The sequence below is a fragment of the Flavobacterium sp. FlaQc-28 genome (assembly GCF_044007415.1).
Taxonomy (GTDB): Bacteria; Bacteroidota; Bacteroidia; order Flavobacteriales; family Flavobacteriaceae; genus Flavobacterium.
This window is the reverse complement of record NZ_JBIPCM010000003.1, coordinates 356,517-378,199: the sequence shown is the minus strand read 5'-3', so window position 1 is coordinate 378,199 and position 21,683 is coordinate 356,517. Positions and strand designations below refer to the sequence as shown.

Annotated in this window: 14 protein-coding genes; 9 read left to right on the top strand and 5 right to left on the bottom strand. The window is 33.7% G+C overall.

Going from position 1 to position 21,683, the window contains the following annotated elements; translation table 11 throughout:
• Positions 1-17 precede the first annotated feature (17 nt).
• The 3 genes from ACHRVL_RS11085 to ACHRVL_RS11075 all read right to left on the bottom strand — a co-directional run bounded on the left by ACHRVL_RS11085 (position 18) and on the right by ACHRVL_RS11075 (position 6,642).
• The gene (locus ACHRVL_RS11085; RefSeq protein WP_395412712.1) at positions 18-1,481 is read right to left on the bottom strand and encodes a RagB/SusD family nutrient uptake outer membrane protein; all 1,464 of its coding nucleotides are present in this window, start codon (positions 1,479-1,481) and stop codon (positions 18-20) included.
• Positions 1,482-1,498: 17 nt separating this feature from the next.
• Positions 1,499-4,933, bottom strand: a complete 3,435-nt coding sequence (locus ACHRVL_RS11080) for a SusC/RagA family TonB-linked outer membrane protein (protein WP_395412710.1) — start codon at positions 4,931-4,933, stop codon at positions 1,499-1,501.
• A 476-nt stretch (positions 4,934-5,409) separates the two neighbouring features.
• Positions 5,410-6,642: an ROK family protein gene (locus tag ACHRVL_RS11075; RefSeq protein WP_395412708.1), complete on the bottom strand. Its 1,233-nt coding sequence runs from the start codon at positions 6,640-6,642 to the stop codon at positions 5,410-5,412.
• Positions 6,643-6,907: 265 nt separating this feature from the next.
• Between ACHRVL_RS11075 and ACHRVL_RS11070 the strand changes: the two genes are divergently transcribed.
• The gene (locus tag ACHRVL_RS11070) at positions 6,908-7,267 is read left to right on the top strand and encodes a DUF488 domain-containing protein (RefSeq protein WP_395412706.1); all 360 of its coding nucleotides are present in this window, start codon (positions 6,908-6,910) and stop codon (positions 7,265-7,267) included.
• Positions 7,268-7,273: 6 nt separating this feature from the next.
• On the top strand, positions 7,274-7,606 hold the full coding sequence (locus ACHRVL_RS11065; protein ID WP_395412704.1) for a hypothetical protein: 333 nt from the start codon (positions 7,274-7,276) through the stop codon (positions 7,604-7,606).
• A 10-nt stretch (positions 7,607-7,616) separates the two neighbouring features.
• Here the strand turns inward: ACHRVL_RS11065 and ACHRVL_RS11060 are convergent, their stop codons facing one another.
• Complete coding sequence (locus ACHRVL_RS11060) at positions 7,617-8,330, bottom strand: LytR/AlgR family response regulator transcription factor (protein WP_395412702.1); 714 nt, start codon at positions 8,328-8,330, stop codon at positions 7,617-7,619.
• Positions 8,331-8,395: 65 nt separating this feature from the next.
• A complete protein-coding gene (locus ACHRVL_RS11055; RefSeq protein ID WP_395412700.1) occupies positions 8,396-9,454 on the bottom strand; it encodes a sensor histidine kinase in 1,059 nt (352 codons plus the stop codon).
• Positions 9,455-9,995: 541 nt separating this feature from the next.
• On the opposite strand from ACHRVL_RS11055, the gene ACHRVL_RS11050 reads away from it, so the two are divergent.
• The 7 genes from ACHRVL_RS11050 (at position 9,996) to ACHRVL_RS11020 (ending at position 21,630) form a co-directional block, all read left to right on the top strand.
• Positions 9,996-11,873, top strand: coding sequence for a sodium:solute symporter family protein (locus tag ACHRVL_RS11050; RefSeq protein ID WP_395412698.1), 1,878 nt, complete (start codon positions 9,996-9,998; stop codon positions 11,871-11,873).
• 212 nt (positions 11,874-12,085) lie between these two features.
• Positions 12,086-13,051, top strand: coding sequence for a glycoside hydrolase family 130 protein (locus ACHRVL_RS11045; RefSeq protein ID WP_129053471.1), 966 nt, complete (start codon positions 12,086-12,088; stop codon positions 13,049-13,051).
• 7 nt (positions 13,052-13,058) lie between these two features.
• A complete protein-coding gene (locus ACHRVL_RS11040; protein ID WP_395412696.1) occupies positions 13,059-14,126 on the top strand; it encodes a carbohydrate-binding family 9-like protein in 1,068 nt (355 codons plus the stop codon).
• A gap of 6 nt (positions 14,127-14,132) precedes the next feature.
• Complete coding sequence (locus tag ACHRVL_RS11035) at positions 14,133-15,212, top strand: putative glycoside hydrolase (RefSeq protein ID WP_395412694.1); 1,080 nt, start codon at positions 14,133-14,135, stop codon at positions 15,210-15,212.
• Between the two features lie 249 nt (positions 15,213-15,461).
• Positions 15,462-17,783, top strand: a complete 2,322-nt coding sequence (locus tag ACHRVL_RS11030; protein ID WP_395412692.1) for a family 20 glycosylhydrolase — start codon at positions 15,462-15,464, stop codon at positions 17,781-17,783.
• 114 nt (positions 17,784-17,897) lie between these two features.
• The gene (locus tag ACHRVL_RS11025; RefSeq protein WP_395412690.1) at positions 17,898-19,382 is read left to right on the top strand and encodes an alpha-L-fucosidase; all 1,485 of its coding nucleotides are present in this window, start codon (positions 17,898-17,900) and stop codon (positions 19,380-19,382) included.
• 10 nt (positions 19,383-19,392) lie between these two features.
• The gene (locus ACHRVL_RS11020; RefSeq protein WP_395412688.1) at positions 19,393-21,630 is read left to right on the top strand and encodes a GH92 family glycosyl hydrolase; all 2,238 of its coding nucleotides are present in this window, start codon (positions 19,393-19,395) and stop codon (positions 21,628-21,630) included.
• Positions 21,631-21,683 lie beyond the last annotated feature (53 nt).

Here is a 21,683-nt window from a genome sequence, read left to right as displayed (position 1 = left end):
ACTTGTATTTTAAAATGTTATTTACTTAGCGGGTTTTGAACAATTTTTGGATTGAAATTAATGGTATTTTGAGAGATTGGGAACAGAACTTCTTTACCAGCTGTCATAGAAGGCACTAAGCTTGTTTTGTTAAAACGAACCAAATCCCACCATGATTTACCTTCAAAAGCCAATTCTTTTAAACGCTCTTTTAAAATTATATCATCATTTGCAGTTTGTGAACCATTTGTGAAAGATGCCGTTGCATCAGCTCTTTTCATAACCAAATTCATTTCTGCTGATGGATCTTGACCTAAACCATTTTTAATTTCAGCTTTCATTAATAAAACATCAGCCCAGCGGTATATAATAATATCACTCACAAATCGTCTAATTGTGCCGTCAACCGTTCCATTATATTTAACCATTCCTGTAACAACAGGAGTTGCACCATTGTATAAAGTTAAATATGTTGCTGCTTTTCTGGTATCTGAAGCTGCAAAGTTGAATCTTGTAATATCAGGTTGAACTCTCGAGATTCCTGCATTACCAGCTCCTGTTCCTAAAGTTCCAAAAACTGCAGTTGCCTGCGCTGCTGTTAATGGAGCAAAATCACTTGGTCCAACAAACATAAATTGATTCCAGTTGTCTGACAATGAAGATGGTAAATCTGCTAAGGAATAACGAACAGCAAAAAGCACTTCAGCATTTCCTTTTTTATCATACGCAAAAACATCTTTAAAGTTAGGTAATAAAGTTGGAGTTCCTGGTATTGCATTCACAGCGGCTAAAGCTGTGTTTAAATCTGCCGTTCCTCCGCCCAATTGTTTAGCTGTCCACAAATAAACATCAGCTTTTAAAGCTTGAACTGAAGAAATTGCTAATTGCGTTGTATTAATCGCTGTATCAGGAAAATTTGCAATTGCTTTGTCTAGATCTGATTTAATAAATGCAAATGTTTCTTGGATTGTGTTACGCGGAATTATGTATTGTGATTGATTTGTATTTTCTGTTGGTTCTGTAACAATTGGAACACCGCCCCATGAACGTGCCATGATAAAGTAGCATAAGGCACGCATTGTATATGCTTGTGCAAGGTATCTCTTTTGCTCTTTTGCGGTACTTGGACTAAATGGAATTTGCGGTACATACTTTAAAATCAAATTTGCCTGATGTATTGTAGTGTACAATCCTGCCCAATCTACGTCGATGTTTTGCGGCGTAAGATTGTTATTGTAATAATTGGCTAATGTTAATGGCGATTGAACTCCGCCTGTTATTTCGGCACTTCTTGCACCTCCAAGAAGATAATAATTTTGCTGTGTTTGGATTCTGAAGTTAACATACATACCGTTTACACCGGCCTTTGCATCGTCTTCTGTTTTCCAAAAACTATCAGAGGTTATTACACTATCAGATGTTAGTTCTAATTCATCCTGACACGAGGTGAATAGTGAAAGACCAGCGAATAATATTGTATATAAAAGAAATTTCTTTTTCATGATTTTAGTATTAAAATTTACAAACTGATATTTAAACCAAGTATAATGTTTCTAGGTACTGGATAAGTTCCAGTAGATCCCGCAGCGTTTAAACCTAAACTAGATCCTCCGTCGATACCTTGCACCTCAGGGCTTAATCCTTTGTATTTAGTAAAGTAGTATAAATTGCTTCCTGTCAAGTACATACGAAGTGATGTTAATCTTGCTTTTTCGACTAATGATTTTGGAAAGTTGTAACTGAATGTGATTTCTCTAATACATAAGTAATCTCCACTTTCGTAGTAACGGCTGTTTCCTTGAAACATATTTGTGTTGTAAGCTGCACCGCTTGCTTCTGATCTAAATAAGTTGTTTTGATTCGTTTGATCTGCCCAACGGTAACGAGGAACATCTGTAATATCTCCTTCTTTCTGCCAAGCTTGTGCACTTTCAGCTAATAAACCGTAGTTTCCTTGAAACTGACCTAAGAAACGTGCTCTTGCTTCGTTGTAAATTGTAGCTCCTAACGAATAATCTGTTCTTACAGTTAAAGAGAATCCTTTGTAAGCCGCATCAAAATTAAATCCTCCTACAAATGTTGGGAACATATTACCCATGTATTGTCTGTCTCGGCTGTCGATTATACCATTGTTATCAGTATCTTCAAATACGGCATCTCCAGCGAATTTTTTACCAGTTGGGTTTCCGCCGTTTGCTGCTGTTTTTGTTACATACGTATCTTGAACTTTTAAGTTGTAAGCGTCGGCTTCTGCTTGAGTCGAAAGAATGTATAATTGTTTGTGCGCATAGAAATCTCCAATTTTTTGACCTTCCTGTAATCCGCCTACATATTTATAAGTACCGCTTTTTACATCGTAAATTTCAGTTCCGCCAATTCTATTATTTGTGTTTCCATTAAATGGAAGCTTTTCAACCGTATTTGTATTGTGCGAAACGTTTGCTCCAACATTGATTTTCCAATCATTTTGATTGTAAAGATTTGCTTGCACTTCAAGCTCAAAACCTTTGCTTCTTAATCCTCCTAAATTAGTTAAAACTGTAGAGAAACCACTATTTGAAGGCAAAGTCAAATTCGTTAATAAATCAGAAGTTAACTTGTTGTAGAAATCTCCAATAATTCTAATCTTATCATTATTAAACCCTATATCAAAACCACCATTTATTGTTTCAGATTGTTCCCATTTTAAACCTGGATTTGCAATTTGAGAATTAATAATTGCCGATTGTCCGTTGTAACTGTTGGCTATACCATTTGTAGAGCCAGCATATAATCCGCCAGCTTGAAAATCGCCTAAAGTTCCTAAGTTACCATTTACACCGTAACTCCCGCGAAGTTTAAGAGATGAAAAGAATTTAGGCATTACTTTTGTCCAGAACTTTTCTTCCTGCATATTCCATCCAGCAGAGATTCCTGGGAAAAATCCATATCTATTGTCTGGTCCTAAACTTGACGAACCATCATAACGGAAAGAAGCTGTAGCAAAATATCTGTTTTTATAATCATAGTTTAAACGGCCAAATACACTGTTTAAAACTAATTTAGTATTGTTACTGTAAACTGAAACAGGTACCGGAGACGAATCTAAAGTTTGTGCTAAGTCAGAAGGACTTCCTTTTCCTGAAGCATTAAAAGCTTTAATTGTTCGATCGTATTTTGACGCTCCCAATTTTGCATCAAAATCACCAATCGCATCCCATCCTTTTTTATAAGCAAAAACACCTTCGTATTGTACTTGATAAATTTGATTGCTTAAACGAGTTGCCGTACGTGTATTGTCAACCAATCCACTGCTTCCGCTTAAAAATGCCTGTTGAAAAGTATTGTCATTTTCGTTTTCGCTGTAAAGAGACATAGAAGGAGTGAAGGTAAAGTCTGTCGCCAGTCTTAATTCACCATCTACACTCATTTGCAGTTTATTGTTCTCATTGATTCCTTTTACTTTACCCATTTGATACAATGGATTTCCGTTGATATTATTTTGCCCTGGAGCCAATGAACCATCTTCTAAATACATTTTTGTTGTAGGGGAGTTTCCTAAGTATCTGTTGAAAACAACACTATTGGCAACAACTTGATTATTGCTCGATTTAGAAAATAATACACGTCCGTTCAAAGTGAAATTATCAGCAACTTTTAATGATGCATTCAATTTACTTGTAAATCTTTGATAACCTGTAAAAATGGTAATTCCATCGCCTTTTAAATAACCAAGACTCAAATCGAATACGCCGGTATCAGTACCTCCGCTGAAACCAAGATTATGATTCTGTGTTACAGCACTTTGAAACAAAACGTCGTTCCAATCCGTACTTTTGTAGATAATAGTATTACTTGGATTTAATGGATCTGCAATTTCCTGCCAGCCTTTTGCTTGCAGCTGACTAACGGTATCAGCAGATAAATTAGATTTCAGTAATGTTGCAAAAGGAGTATTATTCTGTAAATTATTTCCAGTTCCTGCAGGCGTAGCACCTGTTAACTGTCCTAATCGCGCAATACCAGTAGTTGTCGAAAGTCCTGCAAGTTCTGCAGCATTATATAAACCTTGACGTTGAAGTTTAATATAATCTCCACCATCCATAAAATCATACTTTTTCGCAATATGGCTGACTTGTGTAGAGGCATTATAAGTAACTTTTAGTTTGCCTGCTTTTCCTGTTGTAGTAGTAATGATAATTACACCATTTGAAGCTCTTGCACCATAAATAGAGGTAGCAGCGGCATCTTTTAAAACTTGAAGGGAGGCTATATCTGCTGAATTTATATCATCAATCTGCGTACGAATTACACCGTCAACAATATATAAAGGTGTTGCTCCAGAAGGATTGTCGATAGATGTACCTCCTCGGACTATCACATTGGATGCTTTTCCGGGTTGACCAGATGAAGTTTTAACCACCAAACCAGTTACACTTCCTTGCAAAGACTGGGTTACGTTTGAGTAAGGAACATTTTCTAAAACCTTTTTGTCCAGTTTAGAAACTGCAGTACTCAAAGTTCTTCTGTTCTGAGAACCATATCCTACTACAATTACCTCATTCATCTGCTGTCCAATTTCTTTCAAAACAATGTTAAGAGAACCTCCTGTTATTGTTACCTCCTGATCTTGTAAACCTATATAGGTAACAATTAAAGTGGTAGCATTATCTGGAACTTCAAAAGCAAAGTTTCCGTCAAAATCTGTTTGTGTACTTACATTAGTTCCTTTAGCAACGATATTTACACCCGGCAGTGATTCTCCTTTTTCGTTGGTCACTTTTCCGGTTACTTTCTTTTGAATAGGGGCGTTCTTTTTTACATTTTTATCTGTAAAAACAATACTTCTTTCCGTTTTTGCAGCTGCTAACTGCATGGTAAAAACTAAAAGTAACGTCGACGTAAATTTAATAACTTTTACGTGTTTAGGAGTAAACCTGCAATTTTTAGGTTTACTTTTAGGCAATAATTTCATACTTTTGTAATGGTTTGGTTAATAATAACTTTGTTAAAGGTCTATATGTTTATTCTCCAATCATTGTTCCTTAACGGAACTGGCCAGCTATGTTTCCAGCATTAGCTGGCTTTTTTATGATTAGAAAATAAATGGGGTATGCAATTGGTTCTATTGATAATTCTCTATGATCTTTAATTCTATTGTTACTGTATAAAAATTTGTATTCTCCTTTTTCTCCTTCCTGTATTTGTTTTTTAATGAGGATTAATCGACCTCATGTTCAATGATTTATTAATGTTGAATGCTTCATAACAATAAAAGCAATATTCATTTTTTATGTTATTATAGATTGATTAAATTTTAACAGCTTAACCAAGGTTATGATAACTTTACGAATAAATTATTTTATTATTATGAAGTAAAGATATAAAATATTTTAATATAATAACTTTAGTTATTAAAATATTTTAATAATTAAGAAAGAAAACTAAAAATTAGTTGTTGATTAGAGGAAATAACATCTTTTCTTTTATAACGCAGCAAGCGCCAATAACGCCCGCGCGACGGCCTAAAGTAGACTTTTTAAGTTTCATATCACGGTTGACTAAACCTAATGAATATTTTTTTAATGCAGATTGAATTGGCAGTAAGGAATAGTCGCCTAACTGTGCGAAATCTCCTCCAATCACCAATAAATCAGGATTGAAGATGTTAAGTAAAATGGATAAATAACGTCCCATTTTTTCACTTTGCTGTGTCACAAGGTCGACACAAAGTGTGTCTTCAAGATTTACAGCTCCTTTTATAATAGTATGATGCTGCAGTTCTGATGAAGAATCATCAAGAACAACCTTAGATTGTTTGCCTTCTTTTACAGCTTCTTTAAATTGGTTTACAAGTGACCAGCCTGATATTTCGGTTTCTAAACAACCCAGTTTTCCGCATTTGCACATGATTTCATTATTAAAAATGGTACTATGTCCAAACTCCCCAGAATAGCCAGATTTACCATAATAAAGCTTTCCGTCTGTAATCATCCCGATAGCAACTCCCCAGCTGTAGTTTACAAAAATTATGTTTTGCTCATCGTCGACAACACCTTCGCAATATTCACCAAAGGCCATTGCTCGAGTATCATTTTCTAGATGAACAGGAAGATCTAATTGCTCAGAGATTATTTCGGTTAACGGTCTGTTTTCGCTAAAGAAGTAATTATAGCTAAAACCTTCCATTGAATTTATTCGCCCCGAAAAGTTGATGCAGACACCTACAATTAATTTTTTATCAACAGAGCTGTCTTCTATAAAAGAGTTGATTAAGTTGCAGAAATTTAGTAAAGATTCTTGAGTATTTTCTAACGCAAATGAAGTTCCAAGTTCTATGCTTACTAATTCATTTTTAATGTTTTGAAGTCCTATAGACATACTTGTTAATCCTACTTCAACCCCAAGAAAATAAGCACAAGTAGGGTTAATGCTGAATAACGAAGGTCTTCTGCCGCCGCTGTTTGTAATTTTTCCCATATCGACAACATAACCTTCAGCCAGCAGTTCGTTAACAGCTTTAGTCACTGTTGGAACGCTCGATTGTATTTCAGCACTTAATTCTGCAATGGTTGCATTTCCGCCAGTAAGCAAACGTTTAGTGATAAATTGTCTTAACATATGCCACTTTTGTTCTGACAGACTTTTGTCTTTACTATTGTCTAATAAATCTTTTAAACTCATTGCTCTCTGTTTTATGGGTTAACACAAATTTAATTTATTTTTTAAATTAGAGTTAAAAAACAGTAAACAATATTAAATTTTTTTAAATAGTCTTAGGTCATTTTAAATTTCTGACTTTTTTAGTAAAATATGAAGAACTCATAAGATGAAGTTTCCAAACTGTCAATTAATTTGTAAATTTATAGAATGTGGTGTTACCGACACTGTTTCTGAATTTTGTTTTTAATAAATAAAAAGTATCAGCTGTAAAAAGAAAGTAATAAATATGAAGACTATAATTATAAAAAGGGTTTACGATAACAAAGCAGGTGATGGAACGTACAGAATACTAGTTGATCGATTATGGCCGCGCGGACTTAATAAAACAGATTTAAGTTTTGATGAATGGGATAAAGAAATTACACCATCGACAGAGCTGCGTAAATGGTTTGCTCATAAAGGGGAGCGTTACGCAGAATTTACTAAACGTTACATTCAAGAATTGAATATAAAAAGTGAAGAAATCACACGTTTAAGAAACATGGCAGAAGAGAAATCTTTGACATTATTATATGCCGCAAAAGATCCCGTAATAAATCATGCAGTAATTCTGAGAGATTATTTGCTAAACAATAAAATAATTTAAAGGGTTTTGAGTAAAGACAGAAAGAAAATAAGATTTACTGTTACAGAAAGCGGTACAATTCATGAAATTGAAACTTATATACACGAATATCCCAATTTGATGTTTTTGCTTCGAGATAAGCTTTTTTTAGATGATTTTGGCGAATGCGGTGGCGTTGGAAGATGCGCTACTTGTGTTATCAGATTAAATAGTATTGAAAGAAATGCGTTAAAAAAAGATCGAAACGAACCAGCGACATTATCTAAACTAGGATATACCGCTGAGAATATTCGGCTTTCCTGTCAATTGTACATCACAACTGATTTAGAAGATTCGCAGATTGAGATTCTGGAATTGTAGTTTGTAAAAGTTAGTTAGCAGAATTTAAAATTCTTTGTTTTACGTGATCCATGTACGATCTGCCAATTACATATCTTAAGCCTTCTATTTCTACACTGTTTCCTTCAACAGCATCGATCTTGTCAATAGCAACAGTATACGATCTATGAATTCTTAAAAAATTTCTTTCCGGCAGTAAATCAGTAAAGTCAGATAAGGTGCTGTGTATAATGTATTTGCCTGTTAAGGTGCTTATTTTTAGATAGTCTTTCAAGCTTTCGACAACTAAAATCTCATTCAGGAAAATCTTCTTCATTCTTTTCTTATCTATTTTGATAAAAATAAAAGGGTTTTCAGCAGAATTTTCTGGAGTAGGATTGGATTTGCTTTCCAGTCTTTTACTGATTTTGTTCAAGGCCTTCATTAACCTCGGAAACTCGATAGGTTTTACTAAGAAATCCAAAACATCAAGTTCGTAGGTTTCTATTGCAAATTGACTGTATGCACTAGTAATAATAAGTAAAGGTGGATCTTCGAGACTTTTTATAAAATTAATACCATCTAGAACCGGCATATTAATGTCTAGAAAAATGACATCAACTTTATTGTTTTTTACAAAATTCAACCCTTCTATTGGATTACTAAAAGTATTTATAACCTCAAAATTTTCAAGCGGTTCTAAATAATTTTTAATAACATTAATAGCCAATGGCTCGTCATCTATAATCAAACAATTTATTTTCATTTCTCTATTATTACTTTTTAAGCAAAATAATCCAGCGTATAAAATTTAGTATAAGAAAAGTCGTTCTAAGTGACTTTAATTACAAGCTTTACGACAAAAATATTCTTTTTCTTTTTAAATGAAAGGTTATACTCGTTTTTATTATAACCCAGTTCTAACCTTTTTTTTACATTCTCTATACCTATACCGCTAGATACATTAAAATTGTCCTCAAGATCAGTAGTTTCAGGCTGCGGGTTCGAAACTGTAAAATGCAGAAAATTGCCTTTTACCTTAAATTTTATATCAATTACGACCTTTCCAGTGTTTTTGTTTACACCATGTTTAAAAGCATTTTCTATAAAAGTCAACAATATAATAGGAGCAATCTCTTTGTCGTGAATATCTCCTGAAACAGACATATTTATAATTAATCGATCATCATTCCTAATTCGCTCCAGATCAAGATAATTCTGAATGCATAAAATTTCATTTTCCAGCGATTGTCTGGTGTTTTTTGTGTCATACAACATATAACGCATTAACTCTGAAAGCTTAAGTACAATTTTTGGTGCTTTGTTTGATTTTTCGACAGAGAGCGAATAAATATTGTTAAGTGTATTAAAGAGAAAATGCGGCGATATTTGAGATTTCAAAAACAATAATTCCGTTTCTAATTGCGATTTTTCGAGATCCGTTACACGTTTTTGCTCCTTCATAAAATCCAATGTAATCTTAATCGCCGTAACAAAAGTGATGACATACAATTCGCCGATCATCATGTCAATCGTGTAATTGAGCGAAAGTTTATCTATAGTTTCTGGTCCTTCCGGCCAAACATCATGATTTATTAATAAATACGTAAGATTGAATTTTATAATAACCATTATAAAGATCGAAGACAAAACCGCAAGTATATATAAAAGGTATTTTTTTCGATAAACTAAATAAGGCATGAAGACAAGAATATTCAAGTAACACAACGTCATATGAATAGGAAAGCCCAGTAAATTAGTCTTGAAAGAGTAGCCGTAATCATTAAAATAAATTCCCCAGCGAAAAGTATTAAACAAGAAATAAGTAAGCCAAAAAAGGATATGATATTGTAATGGTATTCGATATAATTTGCTAGTGCTGAAATTCATAATTCAAAGTATGTTTTGAGACCTTTTTTGATGTTTGTCTTCGTTTAGATGTCGTTTGTCTAAAATAATTTAAGTAAAATTCAATTTTGCATAAATTTAAAGTTAAATTATTATTTTTTTAAATGAATGGCCTTACTTGTAAGTTTTGTTTTTAATTCTAAAAGGAAGCTGTAAAATAAAGCAAATTAAAAATAATAGTCAACAAGCTTTCTTTGTTCAACAAACAGTAATTAGTGATTTGAGAAATTTTTTATTTAAAACCGCTGGAAAAAAACTTGCTTTTGCAACAAAGAAAAACACTCAACATTATAAAATATCAAGTCATGCTTACAAAGGATCAATACCGTGTTATTACCAAGTTTTTCTTAAAGATTCTAAAATCTATGTAGGATTAACATCTTCAAAACCTGAGACTTTACATTGCAGTCCATGCCATAAAAGTCGAAACAATAGATCAACGTTGTTGGTCTAAAAACTGTCATGAATAAAAACTGAAAACCAACATAAATTTAACTAACCCCTAAAAACAATATTATAATTAATGAATATCATTGACATATCAATCATCATAGCATATATTGTGCTATCAGTAGGAATAGGAATCTGGATTTCCAGAAAAGCTTCAAAAGGTTTAGATGATTATTTCCTAGGCGGAAAAACAATCAAATGGTATTTTTTAGGTTTAAGTAACGGATCAGGAATGTTTGATGTTTCAGGAACTTCCTGGATGATTGGAGTATTGTTTTTATATGGCGTAAAAAGCTTTATGTTTATGTGGCTTTGGCCCATTTGGAATCAGATTTTTGTAATGATGTTTCTCGCCGTTTGGATACGAAGGTCAAAAGTAATGACGGGTTCTGAATGGATTTTAACTCGTTTTGGAAATGACAAAGCCGGAAAAGCATCTCATATTATTGTCGCTATTTTTGCGATTATTTCTACAATAGGTTTCATTGCCTACTTTTTTGAAGGAATTGGGAAATTTATAACCATTATTCTTCCTTGGGATTTAACGCTTCATTCTGGCGATTTAATTCTATTAACCTCAGAGCGTTCTTATGCTTTAATAATCATTTTTTTAACTACAATTTATACTGTAAAAGGAGGAATGTTCTCTGTAGTTGCAACTGAAGTTGTGCAATATTTAATTATGATTATTGCCAGCGTTTTAATTGCAGGTTATGCTTTTGTAAATTACACAGATATTCAAATAAACTCAGTAATTACCGAAGAATGGAAGAACGTCTTCTTTGGCTGGCAGTTTGAAACGCAGTGGAGTGAAAAGTTCCAAACCTTCAATAATTTAATTGATTCTGAAGGGTATAAAATGTTTGGTGCTTTTATCGGAATGACATTGTTCAAAGGTTTCTTCGCCAGTGTTGCAGGACCAACACCAAGTTACGATTTACAAAGAATTCTGTCTACAAAATCAGTAAAAGAAGCTGCTTATATGAGCGGTTTTACTAACTTGATTTTGTTCATTCCAAGATATTTATTAATTACAGGAATTGTTGTAATTGCCTTAATAAATTTAGCGCCGGAATTAAATGCTAATTTAAATTTAACGGGAGTCGATTTAGAATTATTAATGCCGAAAGTGGTCAATTTATATCTTCCAGTTGGTATTAAAGGACTTTTATTAGCAGGTTTATTAGCCGCTTTTATGTCGGGATTCTCTGCTTTTGTAAATGCAGGACCAGCTTATATTGTAAATGATATTTACAAAAAATACTTCAAACCCGTTGCATCAAATGCACACTATATAAAAGTGAGCCAAATCTCTTCATTCGTAGTTGTTGGTTTAGGAGTTTTTATGGGATTCTTTGCAGAATCGATTAACTCTTTAACCTTATGGATTACAAGTGCCTTATACGGCGGTTATGTAGCAGCGAATTTCTTAAAATGGATTTGGTGGCGTTTTAACGGCTGGGGGTATTTCTGGGGAATGTTTGCTGGTTTAATTGTAGCTTCTTTACAGTTTGTTTTAGGACAGTATAAAGGAACATTTGTAGAAGGAACATTTTTGTATGATTTATCACAAGTGCAGGCGATTTACTTGTTTCCAGCAATATTTGGATTCTCAATTTTAGGCTGTCTTTTAGGAACGTTTTTAAGCAAGCCTACAGATATGGATGTTTTAAGATCTTTCTATACCAATGTTAGACCTTGGGGATGGTGGGGACCAGTTTATAAAACATTAAAAACAGAAGATCAAAGTTTCGAAAAAAACAACGATTTCTGGAAAGATATGCTAAATTGTGTTATCGGAATTGTGTGGCAGTCAAGCATGATTTTACTTCCAATTTATTTTGTTATCAGAGATTATCCAAAAGCGTTTGCAGCGTTATTGGTATTTTTAGTAACAATGATAATTTTAAAATTCACTTGGCTTGATAAAGTTCGAAAAATAACGGATTAAAAAAATAGTAGACACGGTAGAAACATAGATTTTTATAATTAGAAAAGAAGAATTACAAAAGAAAGGTTCCACACATATAGCTATATCTTTTGAACTAACCAAAACCACTTTTTTAAATTTTAAAAACTATGTTTCTATGTGTTTAGAAAAAAGGCTTTGATAAAGTCTTTACAACAAACAACAGAAAAAAAACAATAAACAAAAATATAAAAATGAGTACTATTCCTTGGCAAGACAGACCCGAAAACAGTAATGATGTAATGTGGAGATACACTGAAAATCCTATTATTGAAAGATATGCTATACCATCATCAAACAGTATTTTCAATAGTGCTGTAGTTCCTTTTGGAGATGGGTTTGCGGGAGTTTTCCGTTGTGATAATAAAGCAGTTCAAATGAACATTTTTGCCGGTTTTAGTAAAAACGGAATCGACTGGGAAATTAATCATGAACCAATCGAAATGAAAGCTGGTAATACAGATATGATTGAATCTGCTTATAAGTATGACCCGCGTGTTGTTTTTATCGAAGATCGTTACTGGATCACTTGGTGTAATGGTTATAATGGACCAACAATTGGTATTGGTTATACATTCGATTTTAAAGAGTTTTTTCAATGCGAAAATGCCTATTTGCCATTCAACAGAAATGGTGTTTTGTTTCCGCAAAAAATCAATGGAAAATATGCCATGTTAAGCCGTCCAAGTGATAACGGACATACACCTTTTGGGGATATTTGGATTAGTTATAGTCCAGATATGAAGTATTGGGGAGAGCACCGCTTAGTAATGAAACCAACACCTTTTGAAGACAGTGCTTGGCAGTGTACCAAAATTGGTGCAGGACCAATTCCAATTCTTACAAACGAGGGGTGGTTAATGATCTACCACGGAGTTATTAATACTTGCAACGGTTTCCGTTATGCAATGGGTTCAGCACTTTTAGATGTTGATTCTCCAGACAAAGTAAAATACAGAACACAGCCTTATTTATTAGGACCTGCAGAACTTTATGAAATGGTTGGCGATGTACCAAACGTCGTTTTCCCATGTGCAGCTTTGCATGATACAGAAGAAGATAAATTAGCTGTTTATTACGGTGCAGCTGATACAGTTGTAGCCATCGCATTTGGTAAATTAAGTGAAGTAGTTCAGTTTACAAAAGATAACAGTTTATAAAAAAGAGATGGTTTTAAAACTTAAATGGATTGCTGTTGCTTTAGGCTTGATTTCGATAACTGGATATTCACAGCCAAAGAAACCGGTTATTCCTAAAACGTATGTTGCGGCAAAAACAACCAAACCAATCGTAATTGACGGAGACGAATCTGATGCTTCGTGGAGTAAAGCAGATTGGACAGATCTTTTTGAAGATATTGAGAATGACGTAAAACCTAAGTATGCAACCAAAGTAAAAATGCTTTGGGATGAAACCAATTTCTATATATTAGCAAAAATGGAAGAACCGCACGTTTGGGCAAATTTAAAACAACGCGATACCATTATTTTTTACAACAATGATTTTGAAGTTTTTGTTGATCCAGACAGTGATACTTTTAATTATTACGAATTAGAAATAAACGCTTTAAATACTGCTTGGGATTTGTTCCTGACAAAACCATATAGAGAAAGCGATATTGTAGTGGCAAACGATTGGAATATTCCGGGTTTAAAATCAGCAGTAAAAGTTAACGGAACACTTAATAATCCAAATGATACAGATGAAGGCTGGGTTTTAGAAATGGCGATTCCGTGGGCAGCTTACAAAACCACATTCTTTGATCAAAATGTTCCCGTTGATAAATTTTGGAGAGTCAATTTTTCGAGAGTAAATTGGCAGCATAGTGTTAAAAACGGAACTTATGAGCGAAAGAAAGATGCCGAAGGAAAATTTTTACCTGAGTACAATTGGGTCTGGTCTCCAATGGGTGTAATCAATATGCATGAGCCAGAAAAATGGGGTTATGTTTATTTCTCTTCTAAAGAAGGAAAAGACACTTTTACAATTCCGCAGGATGAAAAAGTAAGATGGGAATTGTATACACTATACCGCGCTCAAAAAGGATACTTTGAAAAACATAAAACTTGGGCAAAGTCAATTGCAGATCTTACCACAAAAAGCATTAGTGTTGATGGTAAAATTTTAAAACCAACAATAGAAAATCACTCATCAGGATATAATATTTTAGTAAAAAGTCCATTCACCAATACAACATTTGTAATTAGGCAGGATGGAAAAATAATCACAAAATAAACCACTATGAAACTACCAAAACTATTACTTTTTTTATTAGCATTTAGTATTTTTTCATGTACTAAAAAAGAAGAACAAACCATTTTTAAATTTGGAGTATGGACTACAGCCGATGCCAAAAAATCGGATGCAGATTATACTAAAGAGTTTAAAAAATACAAAGACGGCGGTATTGACGAAGTACTGATAAATACTTCGACAGATCCAAAACTGTTAAGCCGTTTAGTGCCTTTGGCAACAAAAGAAGGTTTAAAAGTACATGCTTGGATTATGGCAATGAACAGACCAGGAGACTCAATTGCATTGCAGCATCCAGAATGGTATCAAGTAAGCAAAGAAGGAAAATCCTGTTTTGATACACGCCCTTATGTAGATTACTACCAATGGTTATGCCCAACTAGAAAAGAATCTAGAGAGCATGTTTTAAAATTAGTGGAAGAATTAGCAAAAGTTGACGGAATCGAAAGTGTTCACTTAGATTATATTCGTTTTCCAGACATCTTTTTACCAATTAGTTTATTGCCAAAATACAACTTAGTTCAAGATGTAGAATTACCTCAATTCGATTTCTGTTATTGTGATGAATGTGTAAAAGCATTCGAAAAGATCCATCACAAAAATCCAAAAGAAAGCCACAATACTTCGATCGATATGGAGTGGAAAAACTTTAGATTAAATGCTATTCAAGCTGTGGTAAATGATGCTTATGATATTGTTCATAAACACAATAAAAACCTAACTGCAGCAGTATTTCCTTATCCAGAAATGGCAGATCATATGGTGCGTCAGCGTTGGGATAAATGGAATATTGATCAAGTATATCCAATGATTTACAACAGTTTTTATGATGAAGAAATTGACTGGGTTGGTTACGCTACAAAACAAGGTGTTGCTGATTTAAAAGATAAAAAAACAAAAATCAATACAGGGATTTACGTTCCAGGTTTAAAGACAGATAAAGAGCTGAAAGAAGCTATTTTATATGCGAAAGAAAATGGAGCAGTAGGAGTTTCCTTTTTTGATGGAAATGCTTTGTCTGAAAGTAATTTTAAAACAATCAAAGAAACAAAAGCAAGTTTAAAATAATGCAATACTTTATTTAGAACAAAAGCATAGTATCATTACAAATTACTTCGATAATAGCTGTGAGCGTATACCAAACGTTTTGGCAGAAATAAAGGATTATAATAGGGAGCCCGTAAATGCTTCCTATTATGTTTTTTAAGAATGATGCAATGACACAGAAAAGTATATAGCATTTTTTAAAAAAGAGTATCTTTTGAAGGATAAAAAAATATACCAGTTTAAAATCATATCCTATTTAAAATAATAATTATGAGAACATTAAAACCCTTATTCACCTTACTATTTTTAGCCGTTTTAAGTTCGGGTTACAGTCAAAAAGTTTTTACAGAGAAAGACATTCAAATCATTCCAAAACCCAATCAGCTGGTTTTGCAAACAGGGTCATTTGAGTTTTCTAAGAATACCGTATTTGTTGCCGCAACAGATTTTCAAAAAGACATTTCGAACGCTTTAATAAACAAATTTGGAGCTGCAGCAGGCTGGCGCCCAATTATTGGAACAAAAGCGCCAAAGAATAATTACATACAGTTTAAAGTTGATTCAAACCTTCATAACGAAGCTTATAAATTAGAAATCAATAATAATACAATTACAGTTACAGCAAAGGGCAATGCAGGTTTTATCTACGGATTAGAAACCATTAGACAATTACTTCCAATTGCAATCGAAAGTAAAAATGTTGTAACCCTTGCAAAATGGGAAATTCCGAATGTAACGATTACGGATGAACCTCGTTTTCAATGGAGAGGTTTAATGTTGGATTTATCACGCCATTTCTTCGATAAAAACTATATTCTGGCAACAATCGATCGTTTGGCAATGCACAAAATGAACGTCTTGCATTTGCATTTAGTAGACGATCAAGGCTGGAGAATTGAAATTAAAAAGTATCCAAAGCTTACAGAAGTTGGTGCATGGAGAGTAGATCAGGAAAATTTAGCTTGGAACGCAAGATTGCTTACAAACCCTGACCAAAGAGGTACATACGGCGGATTTTTAACACAAGAAGAATTAAAAGAAATCGTAAAATATGCTGCAACAAAAAATGTAGAAGTTGTTCCTGAAATCGAAATGCCGGCACACGTAAGCAGTGCAATTGCTGCATATCCAGAATTAGCGTGTTTTGATCAGCGTATTGGTGTGCCATCTGGCGGATTATGGCCTATAACGGATATTTACTGTGCAGGAAAAGAATCGACATTTGAGTTTCTTCAGAACGTAATTGATGAAGTAATTACAATATTCCCTTCAAAATATATCCATATTGGGGGTGATGAAGCAACAAAAACAAATTGGGAAAAATGTCCGCATTGCCAAAAAAGAATGAAAGAACACGGCTTAAAAAATGTTCATGAACTGCAAAGTTATTTTGTAAAAAGAATGGAGAAATACATCAATTCTAAAGGCAAGAAACTTATTGGCTGGGATGAAATTTTAGAAGGCGGATTAGCTCCGGAGGCTACCGTAATGAGCTGGAGAGGAACAAAAGGAGGAACAGAAGCAGCACAGCAAGGTCATGATGTTATTATGACTCCAGAATCTCCTTGTTATTTTAATTTTTACCAAGGTCCTCAAAATGAAGAACCATTAGCTTTTGATGCTTACAATCCTTTAAATAAAGTTTACGAATTTGATCCGGTTGTAGCTGGAATGACACCGCAGGAAGCAGCACATGTTTTGGGCGGACAAGCTAATTTATGGGCCGAATTTCTTTCGGCACCAAAAGACTCGGAGTATATGATTTTTCCAAGATTAGCCGCTTTATCCGAAGTTTTATGGAGTTCTAAAGAAAGCCGTAATTGGAATGATTTTACAACCAGACTAGCACCATTATTAAAGCGCTACGATTATTTGGGAATCAATTATGCAAAAAGTGCTTATTTAGTTACAGCTGTTTCAAGTGCTGATATAGTTAAGAAACAAATTAATGTGACTTTGAAAAATGAGTTTCCAAATCCAGATATTCGATATGTTTTGGGTGATAAGGTTTTGGATATAAACGCTCTGAAATATACAAATCCAATTCAGTTTAATCAAACTACAGTTTTAAAAGCTTCTTTATTTCAAAACGAAAAGCCAGTTGGAAAAACGTTTACAGATACAATTGTATTTCACAAAGCAGTAGCGCATAAAGTCAATTACTTAACGCCATTTAATAACAGTTACAAAGGCGATGGGCCTTTTACGATGGTAAATACAATTCGTGGATCTAAAAACTTCCATGACGGGCAATGGCAGGCTTGGCTGGTTAACGACATGGAACTTGTTATTGATTTAGAAAAACAAGAAAGTATAAAAGAAGTAATTGTTGGAACTTTAGAAAGTCAAGGTGCGGGCATCTTTTTCCCGATACAAGTAAAAGTTTTAGTTTCAAACGATGGTATCAAATACAAAGAAGTGGGCAAAATATTACGTCCATATGCATCTAACCCAACTTCAGAGTTAAAAGATTTTAAAATTAATTTTGAAAAAACGAATGTTCGATTTATAAAAGTAATTGCGTCTAACTTAAAGAAAAGCCCAAGAGGCGAAAGTTCTTGGTTGTTTGTGGATGAGATTCTAGTGAATTAAACAAGAAGAAATAAACTTTGTCAAAGTTCAAAACGTTGACAAAGTTTGATTTACAAATTTTAGCATCGTAAATAAGATTTTTACAGTAAAACCAAACCAAAAAATAAACCAAAGATGAAAAAAGTAATAGTATTAATCGCAGTATTATTTTCTGCACAAATGTTCTCTCAGGCTATTTATGAAGACGAACGTTATGTACCGGAAACAGATCCATTAGTTTTAAAAAATTTAGAACAATGGCAAGGTAAAAAGTTTGGATTGTTAATGCATTGGGGAACATACAGTCAGTGGGGAATTGTAGAATCATGGTCGATTTGTCCTGAGGATTATGGATGGTGTGAGCGTAAAAAAGGCAGTAATCCGGGTAATTATAGTCAATATGTAAAAGAATATGAAGGTTTAAAGAAGACCTTTAATCCAACAAAGTTTGATCCTGTAAAGTGGGCAAAAGCGGCAAAAGCGGCAGGAATGAAATACATGGTTTTTACCACAAAACACCATGACGGATTTTCGATGTATGATTCTAAATACACAGATTATAAAGTAACTGATAAAGAATGTGCTTTCAGCAGTAATCCAAAAGCGGATATTTTGAAAGAAGTTTTTAATGCTTTTAGAAATGAAAGTATCTCAACTGGAGCCTATTTTTCTAAGCCCGACTGGCACAACGAAAATTACTGGGATCCTTATTTTCCTCCATTTGATAGAAACGTAAATTATGATCCGGCACTATATCCTGAAAAATGGCAGAAATATGTTGATTTTACCCACAATCAAATTTTAGAAATTTTAACCAATTATGGAAAAGTTGATATTTTATGGCTTGATGGCGGCTGGGTAGAAAAAGGAGATCAAAAAAGTATTAGCGAACACTATAAATCTAAGTTTTTAGAAAACACTTCTAAAAATGGGTTTATAAAACATAGAGTTGTCAATCAGGATGTTAAAATGGATGAATTGGTAGTGAAAGCACGTCAGAAACAACCTGGTTTAATTGTGGTTGACAGAGCAGTTCATGGTAAAAATCAAAACTATTTGACTCCTGAAAATCGTGTTCCCGAAAAAACACTTCCTTATCCTTGGGAATCTTGTATTACTTCTGGCGGCGGCTGGTCGTACACTCCAGATGCAAAATATATGACAGGCAGACAAGGTATTCATATGCTTATTGATGTAGTGGCAAAAGGCGGTAATTTATTGCTGAATGTTGCTCCAAGTCCAGAAGGAGAATGGCAGCAGGGAGCGTACGATTTATTAGCCTCTTTTGGAGATTGGATGAAAGTAAACAGCACTGCAATTTATGACACCAAACCAATTGCACCTTATAAGGAAAATAATATTTGTATGACACAGAATAAGGCAGGAAGTGTTTACTTGTTTTATCTAGCAAAAGAGGGAGAAGATAAAATTCCTGCAGAAATTACATTAAAATCGATCAATCCTAAAAAAGGAACAAAAATTACCATGTTAGGTTCGAAAATACCATTGAAATGGACTAAATTTGCGGACGGATTTAAAGTTACAATTCCAGAAAATTTACGAAATAATTTACCATGTAAAGAAGCTTGGACTTTAAAAGTTGAAGCGATTAACAGATAGAGAATTAAATATGATTTTTAATAGTAAAATAACACAGACAGCATGTTTTTTCAGCATGCTATTTTTTAGCATAAACACTTTTGCGCAGCAGCCCGCAGAATTTGTAAATCCGCTTATAGGAACTTCTAATTATGGAGCAACTTTTCCAGGGCCGATTGCTCCAAGAGGAATGGCAAGTATCAGTCCTTTTAATGTGGCTGGACGACAAAATAGTTTAGAAAAAGACAGTCAATGGTTATCGAATCCTTATGTAAACGAGAATACATTCTTAACGGGATTTAGCCAAGTAAATTTAAGTGGTGTAGGTTGTCCTGATTTAGGTGTTATTTTGTTAATGCCAACAACAGGAGCGGTTGAAACCAATCATTTAAAATATGGTTCTACTTATTCTAAAGAATTGGCTAAAACGGCTTATTATAGTGTAAACATTGATAAATATAAAGTTAAAGGTGAATTTACAGCTTCGAAAAGAGTAGGAGTAAGCAGGTTCACTTTCCCGAAAGGGCAGTCTAATATTTTATTGAATCTTGGCTTAGGATTAACAAATGAAGAAGGAGCGATGGTAAAAGTAGTTTCTTCAACAGAGATTGAAGGAATGCGTTCTGTAGGTTCATTTTGTTATAATAGTCCTGAAGACGCTTATCCTGTATACTTTGTTGCCAAGTTTTCGAAACCGGCAAATCATTTTGGCGTTTGGAAAAACACGCCTAAATATGAAGGTACAGAAGCGCAATGGATGGGTTACAATGGTAAAACCCGAATGATGAAAAACACGATTAAAACTGTTGTTGGAGATAGTATTGGGACTTATTTCACCTATCAATTTGATAAAGAAGAAACTGTTGAAGTAAAAATAGGAGTTTCGTATGTAAGTATTCAAAACGCTCGTGAGAATCTGGAAAAAGAAACGGGATATAAATCATTTGATGATGTTTATAAAGAAACATTTAACGAATGGAACGAAGAACTTTCTAAAATTTTGGTAGAAGGCGGTTCCTATCAAGATAAGGTTATTTTTTACACGGCATTGTATCATACTTTAATTCATCCGAATACTTTAAATGATATTAATGGAGAATTTCCTCAAATAAAAAGGAGCAAGATTGGAAAAACATTGGGTACGCGATATACCGTGTTTTCTTTATGGGATACCTATCGAAATATGCATCCTTTAACGTCTTTAGTTTATCCTAAGCAGCAATCTGATATGATAAAAAGTATGCTGCAAATGTATGATGAAAACGGCTGGCTGCCTAAATGGGAATTAAATTCGACGGAAACATTTACAATGGTTGGAGATCCTGCGAGTATAGTTATAGCAGATGCCTGTTTAAAAGGAATTCAGGATTTTGATATTTACAAAGCTTATCATGCCATGCTGAAAGGAGCAGATCAAATTGAAGAAAATCCGCTGCGTCCGGGTCTTAAAGAATATCTTCAAAAAGGATATTTGTCGACAAATTATCATGGATCAGTTTCAACAACAGAAGAATATAATGCTTCAGATTATGCGATTGCGCTTATGGCAAAAGCTTTAGGAGAAAAAGAAGATTATAAGCGTTTTTATAAACGATCTTTATCCTATCAAAAATTATATGATAAAGATTTAAAATTACTTCGACCACGAACAGCTGACGGAAAGTGGTATGAGCCTTTTGATCCAAATGCGGGAGCTAATTTTCAAGAAAATGTTGGATTTATAGAAGGCAACGCATGGCAATATGCTTTTATGGTGTCGCATGATATAAAAGGACTTATTAAATTAATGGGCGGTGATAAAGTTTTCTCTGATCAATTGCAGAAAGTTTTTGACATTAAACAATTTGATATGGCAAATGAACCAGATATTGCATATCCTTATTTATTTAATTATGTAAAAGGCGAGGAGTGGAAGAGTCAGGAAATGGTTAAGAAATTGGTAAGAGAATATTTTAGAAATGAACCAAAAGGATTACCTGGAAATGACGATACAGGAACGATGTCGGCTTGGCTGGTGTATTCTATGATGGGAATTTATCCAATATCTCCGGGAGATCCAATTTATACTATTACAACACCAATGTTTGATAAAGTAACAATTAAACTAGATTCAAGGTATTACAATAAAGAAAATGTAGTAATTGAAAGGGCAATGAATAGTGATGGAAAAATAAAAGAAATTCAGTTAAACGGAAAAACATTGAATAGTTTTTTTATCAATCATGATGATTTTGTAAATGGAACTACATTAAAAGTGATTCAAGAATAATAAGAATAATAACATTTAGAACAAAAAAAGGACTTTCAATTGAAAGTCCTTTT

What these genes read in the sequence shown, in the direction of transcription:
- ACHRVL_RS11070 (WP_395412706.1), top strand. Translation starts at nt 6,908, where the DNA reads ATGAAGACTATAATTATAAAAAGGGTTTACGATAACAAAGCAGGTGAT.
- ACHRVL_RS11050 (WP_395412698.1), top strand. Translation starts at nt 9,996, where the DNA reads ATGAATATCATTGACATATCAATCATCATAGCATATATTGTGCTATCA.
- ACHRVL_RS11080 (WP_395412710.1), bottom strand. Translation starts at nt 4,933, where the DNA reads ATGAAATTATTGCCTAAAAGTAAACCTAAAAATTGCAGGTTTACTCCT.
- ACHRVL_RS11025 (WP_395412690.1), top strand. Translation starts at nt 17,898, where the DNA reads ATGAAAAAAGTAATAGTATTAATCGCAGTATTATTTTCTGCACAAATG.
- ACHRVL_RS11040 (WP_395412696.1), top strand. Translation starts at nt 13,059, where the DNA reads ATGGTTTTAAAACTTAAATGGATTGCTGTTGCTTTAGGCTTGATTTCG.
- ACHRVL_RS11020 (WP_395412688.1), top strand. Translation starts at nt 19,393, where the DNA reads ATGATTTTTAATAGTAAAATAACACAGACAGCATGTTTTTTCAGCATG.
- ACHRVL_RS11060 (WP_395412702.1), bottom strand. Translation starts at nt 8,330, where the DNA reads ATGAAAATAAATTGTTTGATTATAGATGACGAGCCATTGGCTATTAAT.
- ACHRVL_RS11045 (WP_129053471.1), top strand. Translation starts at nt 12,086, where the DNA reads ATGAGTACTATTCCTTGGCAAGACAGACCCGAAAACAGTAATGATGTA.
- ACHRVL_RS11030 (WP_395412692.1), top strand. Translation starts at nt 15,462, where the DNA reads ATGAGAACATTAAAACCCTTATTCACCTTACTATTTTTAGCCGTTTTA.
- ACHRVL_RS11035 (WP_395412694.1), top strand. Translation starts at nt 14,133, where the DNA reads ATGAAACTACCAAAACTATTACTTTTTTTATTAGCATTTAGTATTTTT.
- ACHRVL_RS11055 (WP_395412700.1), bottom strand. Translation starts at nt 9,454, where the DNA reads ATGAATTTCAGCACTAGCAAATTATATCGAATACCATTACAATATCAT.
- ACHRVL_RS11085 (WP_395412712.1), bottom strand. Translation starts at nt 1,481, where the DNA reads ATGAAAAAGAAATTTCTTTTATATACAATATTATTCGCTGGTCTTTCA.
- ACHRVL_RS11075 (WP_395412708.1), bottom strand. Translation starts at nt 6,642, where the DNA reads ATGAGTTTAAAAGATTTATTAGACAATAGTAAAGACAAAAGTCTGTCA.